The organism is Tardiphaga sp. (assembly GCF_044340795.1).
In the GTDB taxonomy this organism is placed as follows: Bacteria; Pseudomonadota; Alphaproteobacteria; order Rhizobiales; family Xanthobacteraceae; genus Tardiphaga.
Map to the genome: position 1 here is coordinate 1 of NZ_JBIISY010000095.1, position 22,734 is coordinate 22,734.

Genomic DNA, 22,734 nt, shown 5'->3' on the forward strand with positions numbered 1-22,734 from the left:
ACGCGATCCGGATGCCGCGCACCGACGCCGATGAACAGGTTCTGCATCAGCCAGCGATAGTCCGGATGCGCGGTCTCGAATTTCGGCACCGAGCGGAAATAGATCAGAGCGGGATCGACGACCTCGCCAAGCGCGATGCGGTCCAACGCCTCCTTCGGCCCGAAGCGGATGCCGTAATTGGCGATATAGATCACCGCCCCGTCGTCCAGCTCGAAAGTGTATTTCGCTTCCAGCTCCGTGAATCCGTCCGGACGGATGATCTGAAAATCCGCGCCGCCCTGATGGATGGTGCCGTTGACGCCCTCGCCCTTCACCGTGCCGCCGAGCACGGGGATTACGCGCCTCGTTCCATAACCGAGATCGCCGGCCACCACCGGCCTGCCCACCTGGATCGCGAGGCTGAACACATACTTCGTCTTGAGTTCCGGCACGCTCATCACCTCACCCCAGCATTCGCATCGGCAGCCACGTGGCGATGATCGGGAACAGGATCAGCAGCACCAGCCGGATCAGGTCCGTCGCCACGAAGGGCAGCACGCCCTTGAAAATCGTCGACATGGTGACGTCCTTGATCACGCTCTTGATGACGAAGACATTCATGCCGACCGGCGGATGGATCAGGCCGAGTTCGACGGTCATCACGATGATGATGCCGAACCAAATCGGATCGAAGCCGAGCGCCTGGATCACCGGGAACACGATCGGCACCGTGAGGATCACCATGGCCATGGCGTCCATCAGGCAGCCGAGCACGAGATACATCAGCAGGATCAGCGCCAGCACGCCGTAAGGGCCGATGCCGAGGCCGGTAAGAAACTCCGTCACATGCTGCGGCGTCTGCGTCACCGTGAGGAAATAGCCGAAGCAGAGCGCACCGATCAGCACGGTGAAGACCGCCGCCGCCGTCCGCGTCGCCTGCAGCAGCGATTGCAAAATGCCTTCCTTGTTGAGCTTGCCGCGCATGACGCCGATCAGGAACGCACCGACTGCGCCAACCGCCCCGGCTTCGGTCGGGATGAAGAAGCCGCCATAGAGCCCGCCGATCACGAACACGAACAGCAGCAGCGGCGACCACACGTCGCGAATGGCCGCGGCGCGCTCGCGCCAGTTGGCGCGCGGGCCTTCGGGCAGGAAGCCAGGTTTGACCACGCCGATGATGGCGATGGTGATCATGTGCATGACGATCGCGAGCAGGCCCGGAATGATGCCGGCAATGAACAGCTTTCCGATATCCTGCTGGGTGATGATGCCATAGACCGCCAGCACCGTGGACGGCGGCAGCATGGCGCCCAGTGTGCCGCCCACCGCGATGACGCCGGTGGCAAATGACTGCGGATAATTATGCCGCCGCATCTCAGGATAGGCCACGGCCGAGAACGTCGCCGCCGTCGCCACCGACGAGCCGGAGATCGCCGCAAAGCCGCCGCAGGCCGCGATGGTGGCGATGCCGAGGCCGCCCTTCCAGTGCCCGACGAACGTATTCGCCGCACGAAACAGTTCGCGGCTGATGCCGGACACCGAGACAAAGGCGCCCATCAGCAGGAACATCGGGATCACGCCGAAGGAATAATCCGTCACCGTGCGCATGGTGGTCTGCCCCACCAGCTTCAGCGCCGGCGCGAAGCCGGTGATATAGCCGAAGCCGGTGATGCCCACGAGGCCCATGGCCATGCCCACCGGCACGCGCAGCAGCATCAGCACGAACAGGCTGACAAAGCCGATGACCGCGACCGCTTCATTGCTCAGTTCCATGCCCCGTTACTCCGCGGTCTTGATCTTGGGCTCGTGGATCTCTTCCGGATGGAAGACGAGCCGGTAGGTGCGGATGGCGATCAGGAGCACGGCGGCACCATCGCCGATCCAGGACAGCAGGAAGAACGGCCACACCGGCAATTGCAGGTCCATGGTGACGAGGCCACTGTTGTACGTGTCCACCACCTTGTCGAAGAGCGTGTAGGTTTGAACGCTCACGACGAACAGCAGCACCAGCGTCGCGAACACATCGATCCAGCGCTGATATTTTGGCTTTGCGTTGGCCCACACCAGATCGACAGTGATGTGCGAGCCGCGATAGCTTGTGGCGGCGATGCCCCAGAAGATCAGCACGCCCAGCATGAACTGGCCGACATTGTAGTAATCGGGGATCGTGACCGCGAAGAATTTTCGCATGAACACCGCGATGAACGTGTTCAGCGCAACGATGCCGACGAAGAAGGCGGCGATCCATTCGATGGAATCGATGAAGCGATCCATCACATTCTTCTTGCGCGGCTCCGGCGGTCCGGCAAGCGCGCCGTCGGCGGTGACTTCGGGGGTGGAGGTCATGTACACAATCGCATTTATGATTGGAAAGGCTAGCCTCACTCTCCGCTGTCATGCCCGGGCTTGACCTGCTTGCGCGGCCGAAGCCGCTTCAGCGTGGCGGAGGCCCGGGCACCCATCTTTGAACAGCGAAGGAAGGTGGGTGGCCGGGTCAGGCCCGGCCATGACGTGGTGAGAGGTCCGTGCCGAACAGCGACCTCAGTGCAGAGCCTCACAGCCCCGCATTGTGCTTCTTCAGCGAGGCCTTCAGCTCCGCATCGATCGCGTCCGCATCGCCGCCCGCTTTCTTCACGGCAGCCGCCCAGGCCGCATGCAGCGGCTCGACGCCCTTCTTCCAGGTCGCGAGCTGTTGCGGCGTCAGCGGATAGACCTCATGATCCGGCAGCGCCTTCATCTTGGCGACCCCGGCGAATTCATAGTCCACCCACGGATCGGTCACCTTCGCCGCCCATTCCGGCGAGCAGTGATCGTCGATGATCTTCTTCTGCGCCGCCGACATGGCGTTATATTTCGCGAGATTGATATTGTAGGTGAACACCGTCGAATAGAGCGGCACGTCGATGTGATACTTCACCACCTTGTCGATGCCGAACAGGAAGATCGAGCCCCAGGGGAACGCGATCTCGTCCGCCACGCCGCGCTCCAGCGCGTCGCGCGATTCAGGCGCGGAGGCCTGCACATTGGTGCCGCCGAACAGCTTGACCATTTCGCCGATCGTGCTCTGCGCCGGGCGTACCTTCACGCCCTTGAGATCGTCGGGCACCACGATCTTCTTCTTGCCGTGCAGCGTTCCGGGCGCATGGATGAAGGCGAAGCACAGCTTGGTGTCCTTCATCTCCGTCTTGGCATATTTCTGGTACCACTCGTTGAAGGCCTGGGTGCCCTTCTTGCCTTCGGAGAACACGAAGGGAATCTGGCCGGCCGCAGCGATCGGGAAACGGCCCGGCTGATAGCCGGGATTGACGTAGGTGACATCGGCGATGCCATCGCGCGCCATGTCGTAATGGTCGAATGCCTTGCCGAGCTGTTCCGAGGGGAACACCGACAGCTTGATGCTGCCATTCGAGGCTTTCTCGATGCTCTGGGCCCAGGCTTGCGTCGCCGGCACCAGCGGGTGCGCAGGCGGCACCCACAGCGACACTTTCAGATTGACGGTCTTGTCCTGCGCCTGTGCTGCGATCGGCAACAGGCAGCCGGCCGCGATCAACGCCATCAGCGTCTTCCTCATCGACGTCTCTCCCTCTGTGCGTCCGTGAGTTTTCCCACTGGACCCGTCCTCTCGGACTTGTTCTGTCGAACCTATTGACTGGGCCTTGAACAGCTCTTGGCGATGATTGTTATATTTTATAACGATCATTGCAACCTTGACGAATGTCAGTCTCGCCATGGCGCTTGACTTGTCAACTCAGCCTTGAGACTGAAACACAATCAATCACGGGAGCAAGTCGTGCGCACGAAAGTTGCGATCATCGGAGCCGGTCCGGCGGGCATGCTGCTCGGGCAGCTGCTGCATTCCTATGGCATCGACAACGTCATTCTGGAGCGCAAGGACCGCGACTATGTGCTGGCGCGGATCCGTGCCGGCGTGCTGGAACAAGGCACCGTCGGCCTGCTCGAGAAGCTGGGGATCACCGAGCGCCTGCATCACGAAGGCCTGATCCATGACGGCATCGAACTGCTGTTCGGCGGCACCCGCCACCGCATCGATCTGAAACAGGCGTCGGGCGGCAAGGTCGTCACCGTCTACGGCCAGACCGAGGTCACGCGCGACCTGATGGATGCCCGTGAAAAGGCCGGTCTCAAGACCGTCTATGACGCCGACAATGTCCGCCTGCATGATTTCGACAGCGACAAGCCGCGCGTCCGCTATGAGAAGGACGGCGCTACCTATGAATTGCTGTGCGATTTCATCGCCGGCTGCGATGGTTTCCATGGCGCCAGCCGGCAGGCGATCCCCGCCTCGGCCGTTCACACCTATGAGCGCGTCTATCCGTTCGGCTGGCTCGGCCTGCTGTCGGACACGCCCCCGGTTTCGCCGGAGCTGATCTACACCAATCACGCCCGCGGCTTCGCGCTGTGCTCGATGCGCTCGCCGACCCGCAGCCGCTATTATGTGCAGTGCTCGCTCGACGAGAAGGTCGAGGACTGGACCGACGACATGTTCTGGGACGAGCTGCGCCGCCGCCTTGATCCCGAAGCGGCAGAGAGCCTCATCACCGGTCCTTCGCTGGAAAAGAGCATCGCCCCGCTGCGCAGTTTTGTCGCAGAGCCGATGCGTTTCGGAAAACTGTTCCTGGCCGGCGACGCCGCTCATATCGTGCCGCCCACCGGCGCCAAGGGGCTCAACCTCGCAGCCTCGGACGTGCATTACCTGTCGATGGCGCTTCGCGAATATTATGACGAGAAGTCATCGGCCGGCCTCGACAATTATTCCGTGACCGCGCTCAAGCGCGTGTGGAAGGCCGTGCGCTTCTCGTGGTGGATGACGTCTATGATGCATCGCTTCCCCGATACCGACGGTTTCGGCACCAAGCTGCAGCAGGCCGAGTTGGACTATGTCGTGCATTCGGACGTGGCGCGCGCGTCGCTGGCGGAGAATTATGTGGGGCTGCCGTATTGAGGCTCCCTGTCGTCCCGGCGAACGCCGGGACCCATACACGCTGTAAGCCTGATGAAGCACAGTGTGCATAGCTCAGCGTCTTTCGTGTTCACCGATAAGACCGAGGCTATGGATCCCGGCGTTCGCCGGGATGACAGGCTCCAGCCCGTTTGAAACTTTGTTGGCCTGTCCTTCGCGCTCATTTGTGCCCACACTGCGCGCATGACCGACACCATCCCTGACGGCTTCGCGCCACACTTCCGCAAGAGCCCGCTCACCGCGCCGTGGGAGCCGATCTATTCGAAGACCACCGACAAGGCCGTGATCCTCGGCCTGCGCATTGCCGAGGCGCACACCAATTCGCGCGGCATGGCGCATGGCGGCTTGATCACGGCGCTTGCGGACAATGCCATGGGCCTGAGTTGCGGCCATGTCGCCGGCGGCGGCACGCGGCTGGTGACGGTGAACCTCTCCGCCGATTTTCTCGGGCCCGCGAAAATTGGACAATGGCTGGAGATCGTGACCGATGTCGTAAAGACCGGCAGCAGATTGTGTTTTGCGCAGGCGCTGATCACCGCCGACGGCGTGCCCTGTGCGCGGGCCAACGGGACGTTCAGTGTGGTGGTGAAGAAGGCGTAGGATGGGTTGAGCGGAGGCGCGCAGCGCCGGAACGATACCCATCACCGCACGCTCCGGTGTTTGTGGTGATGGGTATCGCTCCGCTCAACCCATCCTACGCTTCTCACCAAACCGCCAATCCGTGGTCTCGACGGCCAGATCGATGAATGCGCGCACCTTGGCCGATAGCAGGCGCGAGGTCGGATAGACGATATGGATCGGAATGGGCGGCTGCTCGAAGGCGGCCAGCACCACTTTCAGCTTGCCGGCGGCCAGCGCCTCCGCCGCCTGATAGGCCAGCACCCGTGTCAGGCCGCCCCCCTGCGCCGCATGCCAGATGGCGGCGTCGGCGACATTACAGATGAAGCGCGGCGTATAGGGCACGCGCAGGTCCTGCCCGTCGCGCACGAACCGCCATTCCGGTGAGACCACGGCCGCGCCGAACTGGATCGTGTCGTGCTCCGCAATCGCCTCGGGCGCCTTCGGCTCGCCGCGGCGCTTGAGATAGTCCGGCGATGCCACGACGATCCGCCGCATGTCGCCCACCTGCCGCGCCACCAGGCTGGAATCGGCGAGATCGCCGACGCGGACGGCGACGTCGACGCCCTCCTCCACCAGATTGACCATGCGATCATTGAGCCGCAATTCGCCGGACACCTCCGGATAGCGCTGCAGATAGGCTGACATCAGCGGTGTCACGTGCAGCCGGCCAAACCCCACCGGCGCGGCCACCGTCAATCGCCCGCTCGGCTGCACCTGCTCGGCCTGCGCTGCGCCATCGGCCTCTTCGAGATCGGCGAGGATGCGTCGCGTTCGCTCCAGATAGCGCGCGCCGACGTCGGTCAGCGTCACCGAGCGCGTGGTCCGTTGCAGCAGCCGGGCGCCCAGCCGCTCCTCCAGCGCCGCCACCAGCCGCGTGACGGCGGACGCCGAAATGCCGAGCCGACGCGCGGCCGGCGCAAAGCCCTGCAGGTCGGCGACCGCGACAAAGGCGGTCATGGCTTCGATGCGATCCATGGCATCATTTCAATATCCGCAACAATGAAGTGTCAATCGCGGCGATTGTTGCCGGGATGGCCGGAGGCCATATTCCAGCGTGAAAAGAAAGGTGGCTCAGATGTCCGACACCCATGTCTATGCGAGCGATGTCGCCTTCACGCCGGCCGTCAAGGCGATCCAGGCCCGCAAGGGCTCGCGCAAATCCTATGCCCATGTGGAGGAGAGCGGCGGCTGGCAGACCGAGATCGACGACAACCTCGCCGAATTCCTCGCGCATACCAACAGCTTCTATCTCGCCACGGCGAGCGCCGACGGCCAGCCCTATATGCAGCACCGCGGCGGCCCCAAGGGTTTCATCAAGGTGCTCGACAAGCACACCATCGCCTTCGCCGATTTCAGCGGCAACCGGCAGTACATCACGCAGGGGAATCTGACTGAGAATCCCAAGGCCAATATCTTCATCATGGATTACGTTCATCGTCGCCGTGTGAAGATCTGGGGTACCGCAAAGGTGGTCGAAGATGATCCGGCGCTGATCGCGTCGATGATGCCGAAAGGCTATCGCGCGCGGCCGGAGCAGGTGATTCTGTTCACGGTGTCCGCATGGGATACGAATTGCCCTCAGCACATTCCGCAGAAGTTTGATGCAGCCGATGTAGCGCAGGCAGTGGCCATGCGAGATGCGCGGATTGCAGAGTTGGAAAAGGAGCTGGCGAGCTTGAAGTCCACCTTGTCGTCACCCGGCTTGACCGGGTGACCCAGTAAACATCGCTGCTCCAGAGTGTACTGGGTTGCCCGGTCAAGCCGGGCAACGACAGCTCGAAGATCAAGCCGCCGCGGCCTGACGCTGCCAGGCATGCTCCGGATAGAACTGCGCCATCATGCGATCCACATAGGCGGTGAGATTGCCGAAATGGAGAAGCCGGATCCGCAGCGGCGATTCGAAATATGGCGTCATGATGCCGGCCAGCATCGCAAAGGCCGTCGCGTCGACGCCGCAGGGGCACTCCCCCATCAGATAGGGCTTTGCCGCCAGCAGCAGCGACAGCGCCATCAACGAGCGACTGACGAGTTCGAGCGCCTCCTCCGGCGAATGCCGGCCGAGGCCGTTGGCGAGATAGTTCTGCGCCACCTGCGCACGGACGGCCGCGCAAACACCCAGGCGCTGCACCTCCGGTACGATATCGAAGAAACGCGCAGGGCCTTTGGCAAAATTCGCGTCATCCAGCCAGCGCGCGTTCACGAGCGCCAGATAGATGTGATTTTCCAGCATGCGCTCGATCGCCCAGGCCTGAGCACGCTGGGCGAGATCGAGCCCGTCGTCGAAGTCGACACCGTATTTGCGCTCGAGATGCGCGCGGATGAAAGTGGAATCGGCGATCAACTCCGCATCATCGTCGATGAACGGAAGCTGCCCTTTCGGCGACTCCGTCGGCCGCGATGGCTGCTTGGTGTAAGCCAGTCCCACCATTTTGAGCTGGACCTCCGTCTTGGTGACGAAGGGGCTGATTTCCGGCAGGCCAAAGCCTGCACCTCCGCCGTGCAGCGTGATCATGTCGTTCTCCCGTTGGTGATGGTGCGTAGGTCTAGATGGACGCTGCTGCCACCGTGATGTCAGCAGCGGATCGTGGCCACGAGCCAAAGACGCGCCTGCGCCAGCCCGGCGGACATCATCCGGCAGGCCATGCCGAACAGCGCCCAGCGCCAGTCGCCGGCCATGAGGACAATCGCGCGCTCCAGCAGCCAGGCGCGCAGGCACCAGAGCCGGTCGTCTTGGGGAAAGCCCAGGCTTTCAAATGCGTTCATGACAGGAATCCTTCCGTGTTCAGGGTTGGCTCCTGTATGACGGACCCCTGCTGCCAACATGCTGTCAGCAGTGTGCAACGAGGACGCCATGAGACGCGCCGATCGCCTGTTTCAGATCATCCAGGTGCTGCGACGAACGCAGAAGCCGCTCACGGCCGATGCCATCGCGGCCGAGTTGGAGACATCCAAGCGCACGATCTATCGCGATATCGCGACCCTGATGGGCCAGCGCGTGCCGATTCGCGGCGAGGCCGGCATGGGGTACATTCTGGAAAGCGGCTTCGACATGCCGCCCTTGATGCTGACACCAGACGAGATCGAGGCTGCCGTGCTCGGCGCGCAATGGGTGATGGGCCATGCCGATCCGGCGCTGGCGACGGCGGCCAAGGACCTGATCGCCAAGATCGCCGACACCGTGCCGGAGAAGCTGCGCCCGTTCGTGCTGGAGCCAGCGAGCCGCGCGCGGCCGCATTTCCGCGGTGCGATGGACGCGCTCGATATGGTGCAGATGCGCGCGCATATTCATGCCGGCAAGAAAGTGCGGCTCTGCTACCGCGACGAATCCGGCCGCGACAGCGAGCGCATCATCTGGCCGATCGCCGTCGGCTATCTCGAAGCCGTGCGCCTGCTCGCAGCCTGGTGCGAACTGCGCAGCGATTTCCGTAGTTTTCGCACCGACCGCGCCGTGACCGCCGAGTATCTGGATGAAAAATATCCCGAACGCCGCGAAGTGCTGCGCAGCCGCTGGCGCAAGACGCTGGCCTGGGAACCGCCGACCGACGCCTGAGCATCTGGCGAGACATGCCCGATCGCGCTAAACCGCGCGGCATGACGACCACCGCTCCCATTGCTGACGAAAGCCCGTGCCAGGCCTGCGGCGCCTGCTGCTCCTATTCGAGCAACTGGCCGCGCTTCACCATCGAGGATGATGCGGAGCTCGACCTGATCCCGGAAAAGTTCGTGAACGAGCGTCAGTCCGGCATGCGTTGCGAAGGCGATCGCTGCAGCGCGCTGAACGGCAAGGTGGGGGAATTTGTCGCCTGCGGGATCTATGAGATCCGGCCGGATGTCTGCCGGACCTGCATGCCCGGCGATCCCGAATGCGCCATGGCACGGCGCCGCCACGGACTGCCGGTGCTGGCAGCCCCGGATTGGTAGTTTACGCGATCACGCGATCGCGCTCGGCTTCAACCTCGTCGTCGAGGTCTTCATCCAGCGGTGCAATCGTCGACAGCGGCTTGGTCGACAGCGTGATCGCCTTGCGGCTGCTATAGGCCGACACCGAGACGCTGCGCACGGCAGCCGCTTCATTGGCCAGCGCATAGAGCGTGGATCCGACGCGGCCGCCATGCTCGATCAGCTCGCGCTCGCTGCAGCTCGATGCGATGGAGATCGCAAGCGCATGCATATGATTGCGGCGGTAGCAGAACAGCGCCAGCATCGCGCGCACTTCCGAGGGCACGCTGGCGACAAGATGGGGCAGGCCATTTTCATTCGCGCGATACATCGCACCGAGCAAGTCATCGCTGACAGGGCAACGGTCGTTCTCAAAAGCTTGACGGCTAGACCACATGTTCGCTCTCCTTAGTTACGGAGGATGCGGTTCAATTTGCTAACGTGCGGTTAACCAATAGCCTTAACGGGCATGTGCGACTCTTGCGCAACAGTGGTAAATATGGCAGCCGCCGCCACAAGCCTGACGCAAGGTTGCCGCAGGACTTTCCGCGATTCAGCCGCTCGCAGCGATGTAGATGGCGAGGAAAAAGCCGGTCACGTGATGCAAAGCCTGATCGATTCCGATCAGCCACCAGAACCAGCGCGTATCCGGCGTGACGCCGCAATGCGCGACTGTCCACCCCTTGCAGCGATCGATGGTGATGTGGATCGCGAAATCCACCAGTCCGAGATACCAGAGTTTCGGCTGGACAGCTGCGATGATGGCCGTCGTGAGCACACCGTGGATCGTGCAGTGAATCAGCAGCGGCAGGGCCCAGCCGGTCTTCTGGTCCTTGCCCATCGCCATCCAGGCATTCTGGAGTATGAAATCGGCGATGACGTGCTTCACGGTCAACGCGAGCATCCAGCCGACAAGCCCGCCCAACACGATCGACGACGACATTGCAGGAAACACGCTGGCGCCCTTCTCACGATCACGGCGCAGCAGCCAGAGCCGCCCGTCGCTCGCCTTCTTTATGACACTCCGGCGCCGGGAATGCACGCCGGGGAACCCGGAAACTCACCGCTTCGTGTTTGGGCCTTTTGCCACGGCCCCCGAATGATCACCGTCAATGCGCGAGCCGTAATTCGGCGATAGCCTTGCTCAACTGCTCGCCCTTGGGATCGCGCGGCACCGCACGGGCACGCTCGATCGCGCCGCTCAGGTCGGTCATGGCCAGCGTTCCGTCGAAACATGGTTTGGCAAGACCGTCGATAATCTGATGCCAGGCTGCCATGCCATGGCGATAGCCGGTGCCATAACCTTCGATCATCGTGGCAGACTGCACCACCGCGTCGACCGCGTCGGGCCGTCTGGTCAACGCACGATCGATCATGTGCAGCCAGCGCTCGACCCAGACACGCTCGATCTCGTAGCGCGTGGACAGACGCCGCCAGTGCCGCAGCCAGGCTTCGAATTCGAGGCGCTTGATGCCGACGATGCTCGCTTTGCTGAAACGGATCTGCACGGTGCGATGCGCGCAATAGACGCGCTCCAGCAGCCGCATCGCGGGCTTGCCGACGATGTCCGGCAGCGATGACACGAGTTCGTCTAGCCGGAAGCGACGCTTGTCCACGACCGCCCTGCGACCGGGCGTGACCGGTTCCTGCAGCTTCAGCTGCGCGATGCGGATCGGATCGTGATAGCTCATGCGCTCGGCGAGCAACTGCGCGATCTCGCAGAACAAGGCATCATCGACGCCGCGCTTGCCGACGAAACGGCGCAGCCGGTCGGAATAGAGCTGCGCATAGGCCGGGCTCTGATAGTCGATCAGCAGAGCCACATTGCTCACCGCGATCGGCCGTACCGCTGCCGGCAGGCCTGCGGGATATGCCACCTCCGCGACATCGTTGATCCCCGCGATTTCGCCGAGGGTCGAGCGGATGACATTGGTGAAACTGGCCACGACGATCCCTGACTATTACGCAGTCTGCGCCGCAGGCACCGTGGTCGTGACCGGCGCATCGCGCTGCGACAGTCGCGCTTCCAGGGTCCCGATATTCTCGAACAGGCGCGCGCTCGCAAGGCGCAGGAAGAAAAATCCGAATTCCGGATTCTGCACATAGAGCTCCTCGACCTGCGCGTAGGTCACGCTCAGCACGAGGCCGTCCTCGATACATTCCAGCGTCTGCGTCCGTTCGCCGAGCGGCGACAGCATGCCGAGTTCGCCAACAATGGCACCGACCGGCAATTCGATGCCGGACTCGACGAGCCGATAGCGGCCGGAAACGACGTAGAACATCCGGTCGGCCTTCTCGTCCTTGTAGAACAGGATCTCGCCCGCCTTGCACTTCTGCTTGGTCATGAACGGCTTCAACCACTCCATCGACAGGTCCGAATTCACCGACTTCTTCACGTCGCGCACCAGCTGCAGCATCTGGCGCAGGCGATAGATGTTCACCGGCAGCAGCACCGCATGCAGCACCAGGGTCGGGTAGTTATGCGTCGGGATCGAGATGGCGATCAGCAGCAGATTGGCAATGATGCCGAACACCCGCAGCGGGATCATCGTCCGCATGGTGGCCGTGGCCACCACGAAGATCGTGGCGGCGGCACTACCGAAATGATGGAGATAGGACATATCCATGGGCGTGAACCGGTTTTCGAGAATGCGAGCGCTATGTCGCCCGTCCGTGTGAACGACGGATGACCGTGAGCGCGAGCCGCAATAGAACCTATGCGGTCATCATACCCCGCCCTGCAACTTCTGAAAATGTGCAGATCGGGCATGGCGATTGACGCGCCCGGGACGCACGTGCACCGTCGCCCCGCTGCAAAGGAGAACAACATGTCGGAAACGACAGACACCGCCGAGAATTCGCCCCCGATCCTGACCATCGACGGCCCCCGCGCCACCATCCGCCTGAACCGGCCGGCCAAGCTCAACCGGCTCTCGCAGGCCGATCTGGACATGCTGATGGCGCATTTCGACCAGGTGGAAGCCGCCCCTGCCATCCGGGTGCTGGTGCTGACCGGCACCGGCCGCGCCTTCAGCGCCGGCTTCGACCTGACGGCCATTGCCGCCCGGGCAGCGAGCACGCCATCGGACAGCTCATCCGGCTCGGCTTTCGAGGCTGTTGCCAACCGGCTGGAGGATCTCGGCGTGCCGACCATCTGCCGGCTGAATGGCGGCGTGTATGGCGGCTCGACGGATCTGGCCCTCGCCTGCGATTTCCGCATCGGACTGGAAACCGCCGAGATGTTCATGCCGGCGGCGCGGCTCGGGCTGCATTACTACAGGGGCGGCATCAAACGCTATGTGAGCCGGCTGGGCGCCGACAACGCCAAGCGGCTGTTCCTGACGGCGGAGAAGATCGACGCGCAGGAGATGCTGCGGATCGGCTATCTGACATCGATCGCAACGACGCGGGCACTGGATGGCGAAGTCGACCGGTTGGCGACAATGCTGGCCGGCAACGCACCGCAGGCGATGCGCGGGATGAAGCAGGCGATCAACGAATTCGCGCGCGGCGAGCTGGATGAGGCAGCGGCGGATCAGCGGGCCCGCGACAGCATGCGCGGGGACGAGATCAAGGAAGGGACAAAGGCGTTTGCGGAGAAGCGGGCGCCGAGGTTTTAGTTGAGAAGGCGGCCCAACGACGCTCGGTTACCTCTCCCCGGTGGGGAGAGGTGAAGAGGGAGCGTTGCTGCGATGATGTCACTCCACGAATGTCGCGACATCTCCGAGCTGCGCGCGGCTCGTCCGATAGCTGTTCACCTTGTGCCCATCATCCGCATAGCCGAATGAAATCCCGCACACCACGCGGCGGTCATCCGCCAGGCCAAAATGCTTGCGCACCACGGCTGAATGAAATGCCAGCGCCGCCTGCGGCACGGTGGCGACACCGAGCGCCTGGGCGGCCAGCATGAAGTTGTTCACATAGCCGCCGCAATCAACCGCACCATAAACGCCGAGCGCCTCATCCGACGAGATGATCGCCACATGCGGGGCGCCGAAGAAGTTGAAATTCTGCAGCGCCTGCTCCGCATAGGCGGCCTTGTCGCCGCGTGCGATACCAAGCGTATTGTAGAGCTGGAAGCCGCTCTCGCGGCGGCGATCGAGATAGACACCGCGATACTCGCGCGGGAACTCGAAATCGCCGGTGCTCGGCGTGCCGGATGCGGCGACGGGATAGAGGGCATCGCGAAACTTCCTCGTCGCCTCACCCGACGTGATCGTCACCTGCCAGGGCTGGCTGTTGCACCATGACGCTGTGCGCTGCGCGGCGGCGAGGATGCGATCGATGATCTCGCGCGACACGGCGTCCGGCTTGTAGGCGCGGCAGGAGTAGCGGTCGGCGAGAAGGGTTTCGAGAGTGGAGATGGCGTCGGTCATGTTGTCTTTCTTCGTAGCCCGGGTGGAGCGCAGCATAACCCGGGGGCCGGCGTTTCAGCTATCTCGACATCCCCGGATTGCGCTGCGCTCCATCCGGGCTACGGGACGGAGTTAGCGCCCCTTGGTCGGCACCTTGTTGAATGGCACGTCCTTGTCGACACGAATGTCCCCGGGAAGGCCCAGCACACGCTCCGCGATGATGTTCCGCAAAATCTCGTCGGTGCCGCCGGCGATGCGCATCGAGGGCGAGGACAGGATCGTCGCCTGGAATTCGCCGTGGGCTTCCGCATCCTCGCCCACCAGCGCGCCGGAAGCACCCTGCAGATCCGCAGCAAACATAGCGATGTCCTGCATCATCATGCCGGACACCAGCTTGCCGATGGAATTCTCCGGTCCCGGACGCTCGCCTTTCGACAGTGCCGAGATCGAACGATAGCTCGTGTAGGTGAGGCCGGAATTCTTCACGGCCCAGCCTGCAAGCTTGGAGCGCACATTGGGATCGTTGATGGCGGGTCCGTCCTCCAGCATCAGCTTGCTGCAATAGTCGAACAGCTCGGGAAAGCCGGTGTGAACGCGCGCGCCGATCGACATGCGCTCGTTCATCAGCGTGGTCAGCGACACATTCCAGCCATCGCCCACGGCGCCGAGGCGCTGGCTGTCCGGAATCCGCACATTGGTGAAGAACACCTCGTTGAATTCCTGCATGCCATTGGCCTGCTTGATCGGCTTCACCTCGACACCGGGGCTCTTCATGTCCAGGAAAAACATGGTGAGGCCCTTGTGCTTGGGCACATTGGGATCGGTGCGGGTAATCAGGATGCCGTAGTCAGAGTAATGCGCGCCCGACGTCCAGATCTTCTGGCCGTTGATGATCCAGTCATCGCCATCCTTCTCCGCGCGGGTGCGGAGACCCGCAACGTCAGAGCCGCCGGCGGGCTCGGAGAACAACTGGCACCAGACCTTCTCGCCCGAGGCCAGCGGCGGCAGATATTCGCGCTTCTGGTCTTCCGTCGCATAGGCCATCACGGTCGGACCGCACATGCCCTGGCCGATGGCGAAGGGGCGCGAGAGCTTGTCATAGACGCCCTCCTCCTGCTGCCAGATCACGCGCTCGATGGGCGTCGATCCGCGGCCGCCATAGTCCTTCGGCCAATGCAGGCAGGCCCAGCCGGCATCGGCCTTCTTCTTCTGCCAGGCCTTGGAGGCACCGAGCATGGAGTCGCGCTTGGCGTTCGGATCGGACAGGGCTGCATGCAGCTCCTTCGGCGCATTGGCGTCGATCCATTTACGCGCGATAGCGCGGAATTCGGCTTCCTGCGGCGTATCATCGAAATTCATGATGGTCGTCCTCTACGAAAAGAAAACTGCGACCGGAGCGGCATGCCGCACCGGCCGCCAGTCATCGTCCCTTGGTCGGGATCTTGTTGAATGGCACGTCCTTGTCGACGCGGATGTCGCCGGGCAGGCCCAGCACGCGCTCCGCGATGATGTTGCGCAGGATCTCATCGGTGCCGCCCTCGACGCGAGTGGCGGGCGAGCGCAGCAGCATCGCCTGGAATTTGCCGGCGACTTCCGCATCCTCCGGGCTGTTCAACACCCCGGCCGCGCCCTGCAGGTCGAGCGCATAGGTCGCGACCTCCTGGGTCATGGCGCCGGCGACGAGCTTGCCGATGGAATTCTCCGGCCCCGGCCGCTCGCCCTTCGACAGTGCCGAGATCGAACGGAAGCTCGTATAGCGCAGGCCCGAGGCACGTACGGCCCAATTGGCGAGTTTTGAGCGCACGGCGGGATTGTCGATGGCGGGACCATCGTCCAGCGTCAGGTTGCTGACGAAATCGAACAGTTCGGGGAAGCCGGTGGCGACGCCCGCGCCGATCGCCATGCGTTCGTTCATCAGCGTGGTCAGCGACACGTTCCAGCCGTCGCCGACCGCGCCAAGGCGCTGGTGGTCGGGAATGCGGACATCGGTGAAATAGACTTCGTTGAACTCGGCCTGGCCATTGGCCTGCTTGATCGGCTTCACCTCGACGCCCGGGCTCTTCATGTCCAGGAAGAACATGGTGAGGCCCTTGTGCTTGGGCACGGTGGGATCGGTGCGCGTGATCAGGATGCCGTAATCGGAATGATGCGCGCCGGAGGTCCAGATCTTCTGGCCGTTGATGACCCAGTCGTTGCCATCTTTCTCCGCGCGGGTGCGGAGGCCGGCGACGTCGGAGCCACCTGCCGGTTCGGAGAATAGCTGGCACCAGACGTTTTCGCCGGAGGCCAGCGGCGGCAGGTAGCGGAGCTTATGCTCCTCCTGCGCGAAGGCCATCATGGTCGGGCCGCACATGCCCTGGCCGATGATGAAAAGCGCGCCGAGCTTGCCGAACACGCCCTCTTCCTGCTGCCAGATCACGCGCTCGATCGGCGAAGCACCGCGGCCGCCATATTCCTTCGGCCAATGCGGCACCGCCCATCCGGCATCGGCCTTCTTCTTCTGCCAGGCTTTTGCGACTTCGAGGATGTTCGCATGTTTGAGCTGGATGCGGCCGAGCGCGGCCTTTTTCAGCTCGTCCTCATATTCGCGCGGCGCATTGGCCGCGATCCATTCGCGCGCTTTGGCGCGGAATTCGGCTTCCTGCGGGGTATCATCGAAATTCATCGGATGATCCTTAGGCCGCGTTCTTCTGGCGCATGCGCTCGATCAGCTGGTCTTCCCAATAGCTCAGCGACCCCAGGCCGACCGCCAGCGCATTGGAGCGGCGGTAGTAGAGATGGCAGTCGAATTCCCAGGTGAAACCCATGCCGCCATGGACCTGGATATTGTTCTTGGAGCAATGCTGGAACGCCTGCGTGGCGCTGATGCGCGCGGCTGCGGCCGCTTCCGGCAACTCAGCGGCATTGGTCGAGAGCGCCCAGGCGCCGTAATAACAATTCGAGCGCGCCAGCGTCGCCGAGACATACATGTCGGCAAGCATGTGCTTCACCGCCTGGAACGAGCCGATCTGGCGGCCGAAGGCGATACGATCGAGCGCGTAGTCGCGGCCCATTTCCAGCGCGCGGTCGGAGCCGCCGACCTGCTCGAAGCCGACCAGTACGGCAGCGCGATCCAGCACCTGGGAGAGAATGCTCCAGCCTTCATTAGCGGCGCCGAGCGGCTCAGCCTTGACGTTCGTGAACGAAATCTCGGCCTGGTTGCGTGACGGGTCGATGGAGGTCAGCGCCTTCGCCTCGACGCCCTCGCTGGTGAGATCGACGAGGAACAGCGCGATATCGCTGTCGCGGCCGGTGGAGGCAGTGCGCGCGGCAACGATGGCGAAATCGGCGATGGCGCCATCTGCCACGGGCTTCTTGGTGCCGTTGAGCACGCCGTTCGCGGCGGTGAGCTTGATCGATTTCGGCGACGGATTGCCGGCGCCTTCGAACAGCGCGAGCGTGCCGATGGCATGGCCCTGTGCAATGACCGGCAACCACTTCTGCTTCTGCGCATCGGAGCCGGCGAGCAGCAGCGCTTCGGCGGCGAGATAGACGGTGGAGGAGAACGGCACCGGCGCCAGCGCACGGCCCATTTCCTCGGCGATCACGCAGAGTTCGAGATGACCGGCACCCGAGCCACCATACGCCTCGGGGATAGCAACGCCGAGGAAGCCCATATCGGCGAGGCCCTTCCAGAGCTCGCGATCATAGGGCTCCTTGCCATCGATGACGGCACGCACGGCCTTCGGCGGGCTCTTCTCGGTGAGGAAGCGGCGAGCCTCGTCGCGGAGCTGCTTCTGGTCGTCGGAGAAATCGAAGTTCATGGCGGTGTCTCTCTTGTTCATTGTCGTCCCGGCGAACGCCGGGACCCATAACCTCAGTCGGTGCGATCCGTAACGCAGCGCGGCCACGGGCGCGTTTCAGCTATTTCGTCAGCGTGTATGGGTCCCGGCGTTCGCCGGGACGACACGCCAGTTTCCTCATTTCAACACGATCACATCCTCACCCGGATGCTGCGCATAAAGCTCCGCCACCTGCGCGGCACGGCGCTCGAGGCCTGCGCGCTGGTTGATGTAACCCTTGTCGGTGAGTTCGTTGCCGTCGATCGACGGCGGCTCCACCAGGAACATCGCCCGCGCGATGCGGCGGCTGCTGGCGCCGACGGATGCCGCGTTATGCGCGCGCAGGCCATCCTTGAAACAGGCGAGCACTTTCGGATGTTTCACCACGTCGGCAAAGCTCGCTTCAGGCTCATTGATCAGCAGCCGACAAGCCGGCAGATTCGGCCAGGCCAGCACACCGATGAATTCCCTGTCTTGTCCGGTGATCAGCGCATCCTGCACCACCGGCGTCGCCGCCGCGATTATGTCGGTGCGCAGCGAGCCGACATGGACGAAGGTACCTGTCGTGAGCTTGAAATCCTCCACCACGCGGCCGGAAAAGATCAGGCCCTTCACCGGATCATTGTCGTCGACGAACACACCGGCATCGCCGATCTTGTAAAAGCCTTCCTCATCGAAGGCGGCCTTGGTGAGATCAGGCTGATTGTAATAGCCGGGCATCACATTGATGCCGCGCAGGCGCAGCTCATATTTTGCGTCCACCGGTACCATCTTCAATTCCACACCGGGGAACGGCAGGCCGATCAGGCCGACACGCTCTGTGTCCCAATAGGTGCCGGTCGAGGTCGGCGAGGTCTCGGTGCAGCCCCAGCCCGTATAGAACACGATGCGCTCGCCGCAGGCCCGCACCGCCAGCGCCTGCATGCGATCGAACAGATCATCGGGCAGCCGCGCGCCGCCATAGCCCATCAAGCCCAAATTCTTGAAGAAGGATTTTGCGAGCTCGTCGTCCTTCTCCATCGCGCCGGCGATGGCGGCATAGCCGGCGGGCACATTGGCGTAATAGCTCGGCGAGATTTCGCGCAGGTTGCGCAACGTCTCGTCGATCATGCCGGGCATCGGCCGACCGTCGTCGATATAGAGCGTGCCGCCATCCACCAGCAGCGGATTGAACAGCGCATTGCCGCCCATGGTGTGGTTCCACGGCATCCAGTCGAGATAGACCGGGGGCGCAGCGCTGCGGTCGCGCGGGCGCGTCTGCATCATCTGCGCGGCATTGGCACACATCATCTGCTGGGTATTGATGACCGCTTTCGGCATCCCGGTGGAGCCGGAGGTGAACAGCAATTTGCCGACAGTTTCCGGCGTGATCTGCGCGATCGAATGGGCGACGTCATCGGTGACTTTCGTAGCCGCCATGTCGGCGAAAGACACGCTGGCGATGCCTTCCGGCGGGCGCGAGACGTGGATCACCTTGATGCCGGTGAGGTCGAGCGCGTCGAGCGCCTTCTGGAAGGTCGGGCCGTCCTGCACCATGATGGCGGCGGGCTTCACCAGGTCGAACAGATATTTGAGCTTGAGGTGGTCCTGGCTCATCAGCGAATAGGCCGGCGACACTGGCGCCGCAGGCAATCGCGCCTGCATCGCCGACATGGTCATCAACGCATGTTCGATGGAGTTGCCGGAGAGGATCGCCACCGGCCCTTCCGCTGGCAGCCTCATGTCGAGCAGCGCCTGCGTGAGGCCATCGACGGTGCGCTTGGCCTCGGCATAGGAGACGCGGCGCCACTGCCGGTCATCGCCGGCGCGCTGCGCCAGCCAGGTCAGATCGGGGCGTTCCTTCGCCCATTTCGCAAGCGGCGCGGCAAGATGCGGCTCATGGGCCATCAGCGGCACACGCGACTTCATGACGATGACGCCGTCGGGACGGCGCTCGACATCGATGTCGCGCTCCATCCAGTGCACCTTGCGGAAGGCGGGTTTTGTCTGTGCCGCAGCCTGCACGTTCATTGCGTTCCTCCCAGAACGGCTTTGCCGACCTCAGTCTCTTTGTTCGGACCTCGTGTCGGCGTCATTGTTGGCCTCAGCGCGTGACGTAGACCGGCTTGCGTTTCTCGATGAAGGCGCGGATGCCTTCCTCGAAGTCCTCCGACCGGCTGCACAGCACCTGATTACGGTCTTCCATGGCGATCACGGCCTCGATCGAGCCGGCATCCACCGCCATGTTGATACATTCCTTCGACAGCCGCAGGCCGACCGGCGATGCAGAGATCATCGCATCGACATAGGGCGCGGCAGCCTTGTCGAGTTCGCCGTCCTCGACGACTTCGGAGACGAGGCCCACGGCCAGCGCGCGATCGGCATGAATGAAGCGGCCGGTGAGGATGAGTTCGGACGCAACGGACACGCCGACGAGGCGTGGCAGGAAATAGCTGGTGCCAATGTCGCAGCCGCCGAGGCCGAGCTTGATGAAGGCGCAATTCATGCGGGCGGACTTGGTCGCGATCCGGATGTCGGCAGCGAGCGCCAGCGCAAAGCCACCGCCAGCCGCAGCCCCTTGTACCAGTGCGATGATCGGCTGAGGGCAGCGGCGCATCAGCATCACGATGTCCGCAATGCGGCGCTGGGAATCCAGCGACTCGGTGACGGTGCGCGGTACATTCTGGCCGCGCGAGGCCATGGCATGTTTGAGATCGAGCCCCGCGCAGAAATTAGCGCCGGCGCCGCGGAGGACAACGACGCGCGTCTTGCGATTGCGCTGCAGGTTCTGGAAGTAGTCGTTGAGGGCGTCGATCAGTGAGGGATCGAGCGCATTCAGGCTCTCCGGGCGATTAAGCGTCACCCAGTCCACGCCGTCGTCATGGTCGATCAGCAGCGGTGCGGCCACGTGCGTTACTCCTACCCGTATTGTTGCGCATTCGAGGCGCTTATTTCTGCGCCCTCTCCCCTTGTGGGAGAGGGCTGCACTGGCAGTAGAAAGAAACTCGATTGGGTGAGGGGTAGCCACGAACTTGGGAGTTTGTGGCTACCCTCACCCGTCCGCGCTTCGCGCGGCCACCCTCTCCCACAAGGGGAGAGGGGAAGAGGAGCGCGCCTTTAGCGCGGAGCCATGCGGATGGCGCCGTCGAGACGGATCGTCTCGCCGTTCAGCATCGGGTTCTCGACGATGTGAACCGCCAGATTGCCGTATTCCGACGCATCACCCAGACGGGCCGGATGCGGCACCTGGGCGCCGAGGCTGGCGCGGGCTTCTTCATTGAGGCCCATCAGCAGCGGCGTCAGGAACAGGCCCGGCGCGATGGTGTTGACGCGGATCTTTTGCGAGGCGAGATCGCGTGCCGCCGGCAGCGTGAGACCGACGACGCCGCCCTTCGAGGCGGAGTAAGCGATCTGGCCGATCTGGCCTTCATAGGCCGCGACCGATGCGGTGTTGATGATGACGCCGCGCTCTTCGCCGATGGCTTCGGCGGTGGCGAGCTGCTCAGCGAACAGACGCAGGCAGTTGAAGGTGCCGATCAGGTTCACCATGATCACATTGGTGAACTTCTCGAGCGGATAGACGCCCTGCTTGCCGACGATGCGCTGCGAACCGCCGATGCCGGCGCAATTCATCAGCACGCGCGCGGTGCCATGCGCGGCCGAGGCCTTGGCCAGCGCGGCCTTCACATCGGCTTCGCTGGTGACGTCGCCGACGCAGGCAACGCCCTTGATCTCGGCGGCGACCTTCTCAGCATTGTCAGCGGCGCGATCGAACACGGCAACCTTGGCGCCCTTGGCGGCCATCGCGCGTGCGGTCGCGGCACCAAGGCCCGAGCCACCACCAGTGATGAATACGGCTACGTCTTTGAGCTGCATGGGAAGAGCCTTTCCTTGGGCGTTTCTGGTATTTTCTTGAATCGTTAAGTCGCGAAGAGAAAAAGAAGAAATGGTCCTTGGGCGTTTCTTATTGGTCTTGAACTGCGAGCTCGATGGAATCTGTTTCGATTGTTCTTGTTCTTCTTGTTATTGTTTTTGTTAGGTTCCTTGGGCGTTTCCTCAAGTTTCTTGTTTTGCAGTCTGTCCTTGGGCCGTTTCTTCTTGAGCTGTGATCAGCGGGCTTTGGCGCCCGCCTTCTTGTTGGTGAGCATGCCGTCGAGCAGCAGCATTTCGAGATGCGCCACATAGGCGCGGCACACATCATCCGTCACCGGGCCGACGCCGATGGCGCGCGACATGGCATGACGGCTGAAAAACAGATTGTCGCAGGCGCCGATCAGGCTGGTGTAGAACAGCACGGGATCGACGACGCGGAATTCGCCGGTCTTGTGGCCCTCGGCCAGCAGGCGGCGATGGAAATTCAGCAACGGCCCGACGAAGAATTTCGAGACCTCATCCGCCGACTTGTCGCTGCTTTCATGCAGCAGATAGTGGATCAACCGGTTCATGTACGGAAACTGGTTGTAGGCCTTGATGATGCCGGCGATGTGCAGCCGCAGCTTTGCGGTGGCCGAAATCGGCTGCTCCAGCAGATATTCCAGATTGGTCATCTCATTGGCGGCGTCGCGCTCGAGCAGCGCCAGCAGGAGACCATCCTTGTTGCCGAAATGATATTTCACCAATGCAGCGTTGACGCCCGATTGCTGGGCAATCTCGCTCAGCGACACCTCGATGGAGTTGCTGGAGATCATCAGCTCGCTCGCCGCGAGCAACAGCTTGTCCGCGGTCGGATTCTTGCCGACCGGATGACGCACTGACGCTTGGGATGGGCTGGGAGTCGCTGCCATGGGAGCCGCAGATAATACGAACATTCGTCGGCACTCAAGAGTTAATTGACCGATTGACTAAAATGAATGCGCCCCTTTTAATCCGCCCAGTTTGACGCCCCATCACAACAACAAAATTCCAGGGAGAACGCTCATGGCCGAGGCCTATATCGTCGCCGCCGCACGCACTGCAGGTGGCCGCAAGGGTGGCCGGCTGGCCGGATGGCATCCGGCGGATCTCGCCGCCTCCGTGCTGAATGCGCTGGTCGATCGCGCCGGCGTCGATCCGGCGCTGG

At 62.9% G+C, this 22,734-nt stretch carries 25 protein-coding genes and 1 pseudogene; 7 read left to right on the plus strand and 19 right to left on the minus strand.

The genetic code is table 11. The features are described from left to right. From ACIQ17_RS16585 to ACIQ17_RS16600, 4 genes are all read right to left on the minus strand, one after another. The coding region (locus ACIQ17_RS16585) for a DUF3237 domain-containing protein (protein WP_398470160.1) at nucleotides 1–437 on the minus strand (437 nt) is incomplete at its 3' end. Between the two features lie 4 nt (nucleotides 438–441). After that, a complete protein-coding gene (locus ACIQ17_RS16590; protein WP_398470181.1) occupies nucleotides 442–1,746 on the minus strand; it encodes a TRAP transporter large permease in 1,305 nt (434 codons plus the stop codon). Between the two features lie 12 nt (nucleotides 1,747–1,758). Continuing rightward, nucleotides 1,759–2,253: a TRAP transporter small permease gene (locus ACIQ17_RS16595; protein ID WP_398470182.1), complete on the minus strand. Its 495-nt coding sequence runs from the start codon at nucleotides 2,251–2,253 to the stop codon at nucleotides 1,759–1,761. A gap of 280 nt (nucleotides 2,254–2,533) precedes the next feature. After that, nucleotides 2,534–3,550, minus strand: a complete 1,017-nt coding sequence (locus tag ACIQ17_RS16600) for a TRAP transporter substrate-binding protein (RefSeq protein ID WP_398470161.1) — start codon at nucleotides 3,548–3,550, stop codon at nucleotides 2,534–2,536. A 219-nt stretch (nucleotides 3,551–3,769) separates the two neighbouring features. On the opposite strand from ACIQ17_RS16600, the gene pobA reads away from it, so the two are divergent. Next, nucleotides 3,770–4,942, plus strand: a complete 1,173-nt coding sequence (gene pobA, locus ACIQ17_RS16605; protein ID WP_398470162.1) for a 4-hydroxybenzoate 3-monooxygenase — start codon at nucleotides 3,770–3,772, stop codon at nucleotides 4,940–4,942. A gap of 201 nt (nucleotides 4,943–5,143) precedes the next feature. Next, on the plus strand, nucleotides 5,144–5,560 hold the full coding sequence (locus ACIQ17_RS16610; protein ID WP_398470163.1) for a PaaI family thioesterase: 417 nt from the start codon (nucleotides 5,144–5,146) through the stop codon (nucleotides 5,558–5,560). An 84-nt stretch (nucleotides 5,561–5,644) separates the two neighbouring features. Here the strand turns inward: ACIQ17_RS16610 and ACIQ17_RS16615 are convergent, their stop codons facing one another. Continuing rightward, a complete protein-coding gene (locus tag ACIQ17_RS16615; protein ID WP_398470164.1) occupies nucleotides 5,645–6,556 on the minus strand; it encodes a LysR family transcriptional regulator in 912 nt (303 codons plus the stop codon). Nucleotides 6,557–6,656: 100 nt separating this feature from the next. On the opposite strand from ACIQ17_RS16615, the gene ACIQ17_RS16620 reads away from it, so the two are divergent. Beyond that, nucleotides 6,657–7,295: a pyridoxamine 5'-phosphate oxidase family protein gene (locus ACIQ17_RS16620; protein ID WP_398470165.1), complete on the plus strand. Its 639-nt coding sequence runs from the start codon at nucleotides 6,657–6,659 to the stop codon at nucleotides 7,293–7,295. A 69-nt stretch (nucleotides 7,296–7,364) separates the two neighbouring features. On the opposite strand, the gene ACIQ17_RS16625 is transcribed toward ACIQ17_RS16620, so the two are convergent. Continuing rightward, nucleotides 7,365–8,093: a glutathione S-transferase family protein gene (locus ACIQ17_RS16625; protein WP_398470166.1), complete on the minus strand. Its 729-nt coding sequence runs from the start codon at nucleotides 8,091–8,093 to the stop codon at nucleotides 7,365–7,367. 59 nt (nucleotides 8,094–8,152) lie between these two features. Continuing rightward, nucleotides 8,153–8,344, minus strand: a complete 192-nt coding sequence (locus ACIQ17_RS16630; RefSeq protein WP_398470167.1) for a hypothetical protein — start codon at nucleotides 8,342–8,344, stop codon at nucleotides 8,153–8,155. An 88-nt stretch (nucleotides 8,345–8,432) separates the two neighbouring features. Here ACIQ17_RS16630 and ACIQ17_RS16635 point away from each other — a divergent pair, with 88 nt between their 5' ends. Further along, on the plus strand, nucleotides 8,433–9,131 hold the full coding sequence (locus ACIQ17_RS16635) for a helix-turn-helix transcriptional regulator (protein WP_398470168.1): 699 nt from the start codon (nucleotides 8,433–8,435) through the stop codon (nucleotides 9,129–9,131). Between the two features lie 14 nt (nucleotides 9,132–9,145). Continuing rightward, nucleotides 9,146–9,502, plus strand: a complete 357-nt coding sequence (locus ACIQ17_RS16640; RefSeq protein WP_398470169.1) for a YkgJ family cysteine cluster protein — start codon at nucleotides 9,146–9,148, stop codon at nucleotides 9,500–9,502. Between the two features lies 1 nt (nucleotide 9,503). On the opposite strand, the gene ACIQ17_RS16645 is transcribed toward ACIQ17_RS16640, so the two are convergent. The 4 genes from ACIQ17_RS16645 to ACIQ17_RS16660 all read right to left on the minus strand — a co-directional run bounded on the left by ACIQ17_RS16645 (nucleotide 9,504) and on the right by ACIQ17_RS16660 (nucleotide 12,147). Next, a complete protein-coding gene (locus tag ACIQ17_RS16645) occupies nucleotides 9,504–9,917 on the minus strand; it encodes a hypothetical protein (protein ID WP_398470170.1) in 414 nt (137 codons plus the stop codon). Nucleotides 9,918–10,073: 156 nt separating this feature from the next. Beyond that, nucleotides 10,074–10,463: a DUF3307 domain-containing protein gene (locus ACIQ17_RS16650; RefSeq protein WP_398470183.1), complete on the minus strand. Its 390-nt coding sequence runs from the start codon at nucleotides 10,461–10,463 to the stop codon at nucleotides 10,074–10,076. Nucleotides 10,464–10,629: 166 nt separating this feature from the next. After that, nucleotides 10,630–11,466 (minus strand): DUF6537 domain-containing protein, encoded by an 837-nt coding sequence (locus ACIQ17_RS16655; RefSeq protein WP_398470171.1) that lies wholly within the window; start codon nucleotides 11,464–11,466, stop codon nucleotides 10,630–10,632. 15 nt (nucleotides 11,467–11,481) lie between these two features. Next, nucleotides 11,482–12,147, minus strand: a complete 666-nt coding sequence (locus ACIQ17_RS16660; RefSeq protein ID WP_398470172.1) for a Crp/Fnr family transcriptional regulator — start codon at nucleotides 12,145–12,147, stop codon at nucleotides 11,482–11,484. Between the two features lie 201 nt (nucleotides 12,148–12,348). Here ACIQ17_RS16660 and ACIQ17_RS16665 point away from each other — a divergent pair, with 201 nt between their 5' ends. Continuing rightward, a complete protein-coding gene (locus tag ACIQ17_RS16665; RefSeq protein WP_398470173.1) occupies nucleotides 12,349–13,140 on the plus strand; it encodes an enoyl-CoA hydratase/isomerase family protein in 792 nt (263 codons plus the stop codon). Between the two features lie 78 nt (nucleotides 13,141–13,218). Here ACIQ17_RS16665 and ACIQ17_RS16670 read toward each other — a convergent pair whose 3' ends face one another. From ACIQ17_RS16670 to ACIQ17_RS16705, 8 genes are all read right to left on the minus strand, one after another. Then, nucleotides 13,219–13,896, minus strand: a complete 678-nt coding sequence (locus tag ACIQ17_RS16670; RefSeq protein ID WP_398470174.1) for a nitroreductase — start codon at nucleotides 13,894–13,896, stop codon at nucleotides 13,219–13,221. 111 nt (nucleotides 13,897–14,007) lie between these two features. Beyond that, nucleotides 14,008–15,234, minus strand: a complete 1,227-nt coding sequence (locus ACIQ17_RS16675) for an acyl-CoA dehydrogenase (RefSeq protein ID WP_398470175.1) — start codon at nucleotides 15,232–15,234, stop codon at nucleotides 14,008–14,010. A gap of 61 nt (nucleotides 15,235–15,295) precedes the next feature. After that, a complete protein-coding gene (locus ACIQ17_RS16680; protein WP_398470176.1) occupies nucleotides 15,296–16,540 on the minus strand; it encodes an acyl-CoA dehydrogenase in 1,245 nt (414 codons plus the stop codon). A 10-nt stretch (nucleotides 16,541–16,550) separates the two neighbouring features. Further along, nucleotides 16,551–17,678: an acyl-CoA dehydrogenase family protein gene (locus ACIQ17_RS16685; protein WP_398470184.1), complete on the minus strand. Its 1,128-nt coding sequence runs from the start codon at nucleotides 17,676–17,678 to the stop codon at nucleotides 16,551–16,553. Nucleotides 17,679–17,834: 156 nt separating this feature from the next. Next, nucleotides 17,835–19,706 (minus strand): AMP-binding protein, encoded by a 1,872-nt coding sequence (locus ACIQ17_RS16690; RefSeq protein ID WP_398470177.1) that lies wholly within the window; start codon nucleotides 19,704–19,706, stop codon nucleotides 17,835–17,837. A gap of 73 nt (nucleotides 19,707–19,779) precedes the next feature. Next, a complete protein-coding gene (locus ACIQ17_RS16695) occupies nucleotides 19,780–20,583 on the minus strand; it encodes an enoyl-CoA hydratase/isomerase family protein (protein ID WP_398470178.1) in 804 nt (267 codons plus the stop codon). A gap of 209 nt (nucleotides 20,584–20,792) precedes the next feature. Continuing rightward, the gene (locus tag ACIQ17_RS16700) at nucleotides 20,793–21,551 is read right to left on the minus strand and encodes an SDR family NAD(P)-dependent oxidoreductase (RefSeq protein ID WP_398470179.1); all 759 of its coding nucleotides are present in this window, start codon (nucleotides 21,549–21,551) and stop codon (nucleotides 20,793–20,795) included. Nucleotides 21,552–21,784: 233 nt separating this feature from the next. Then, on the minus strand, nucleotides 21,785–22,459 hold the full coding sequence (locus ACIQ17_RS16705) for a TetR family transcriptional regulator (RefSeq protein WP_398470180.1): 675 nt from the start codon (nucleotides 22,457–22,459) through the stop codon (nucleotides 21,785–21,787). A 133-nt stretch (nucleotides 22,460–22,592) separates the two neighbouring features. On the opposite strand from ACIQ17_RS16705, the pseudogene ACIQ17_RS16710 reads away from it, so the two are divergent. Beyond that, nucleotides 22,593–22,734, plus strand: a pseudogene (locus tag ACIQ17_RS16710) (acetyl-CoA C-acetyltransferase); the annotation flags it as partial.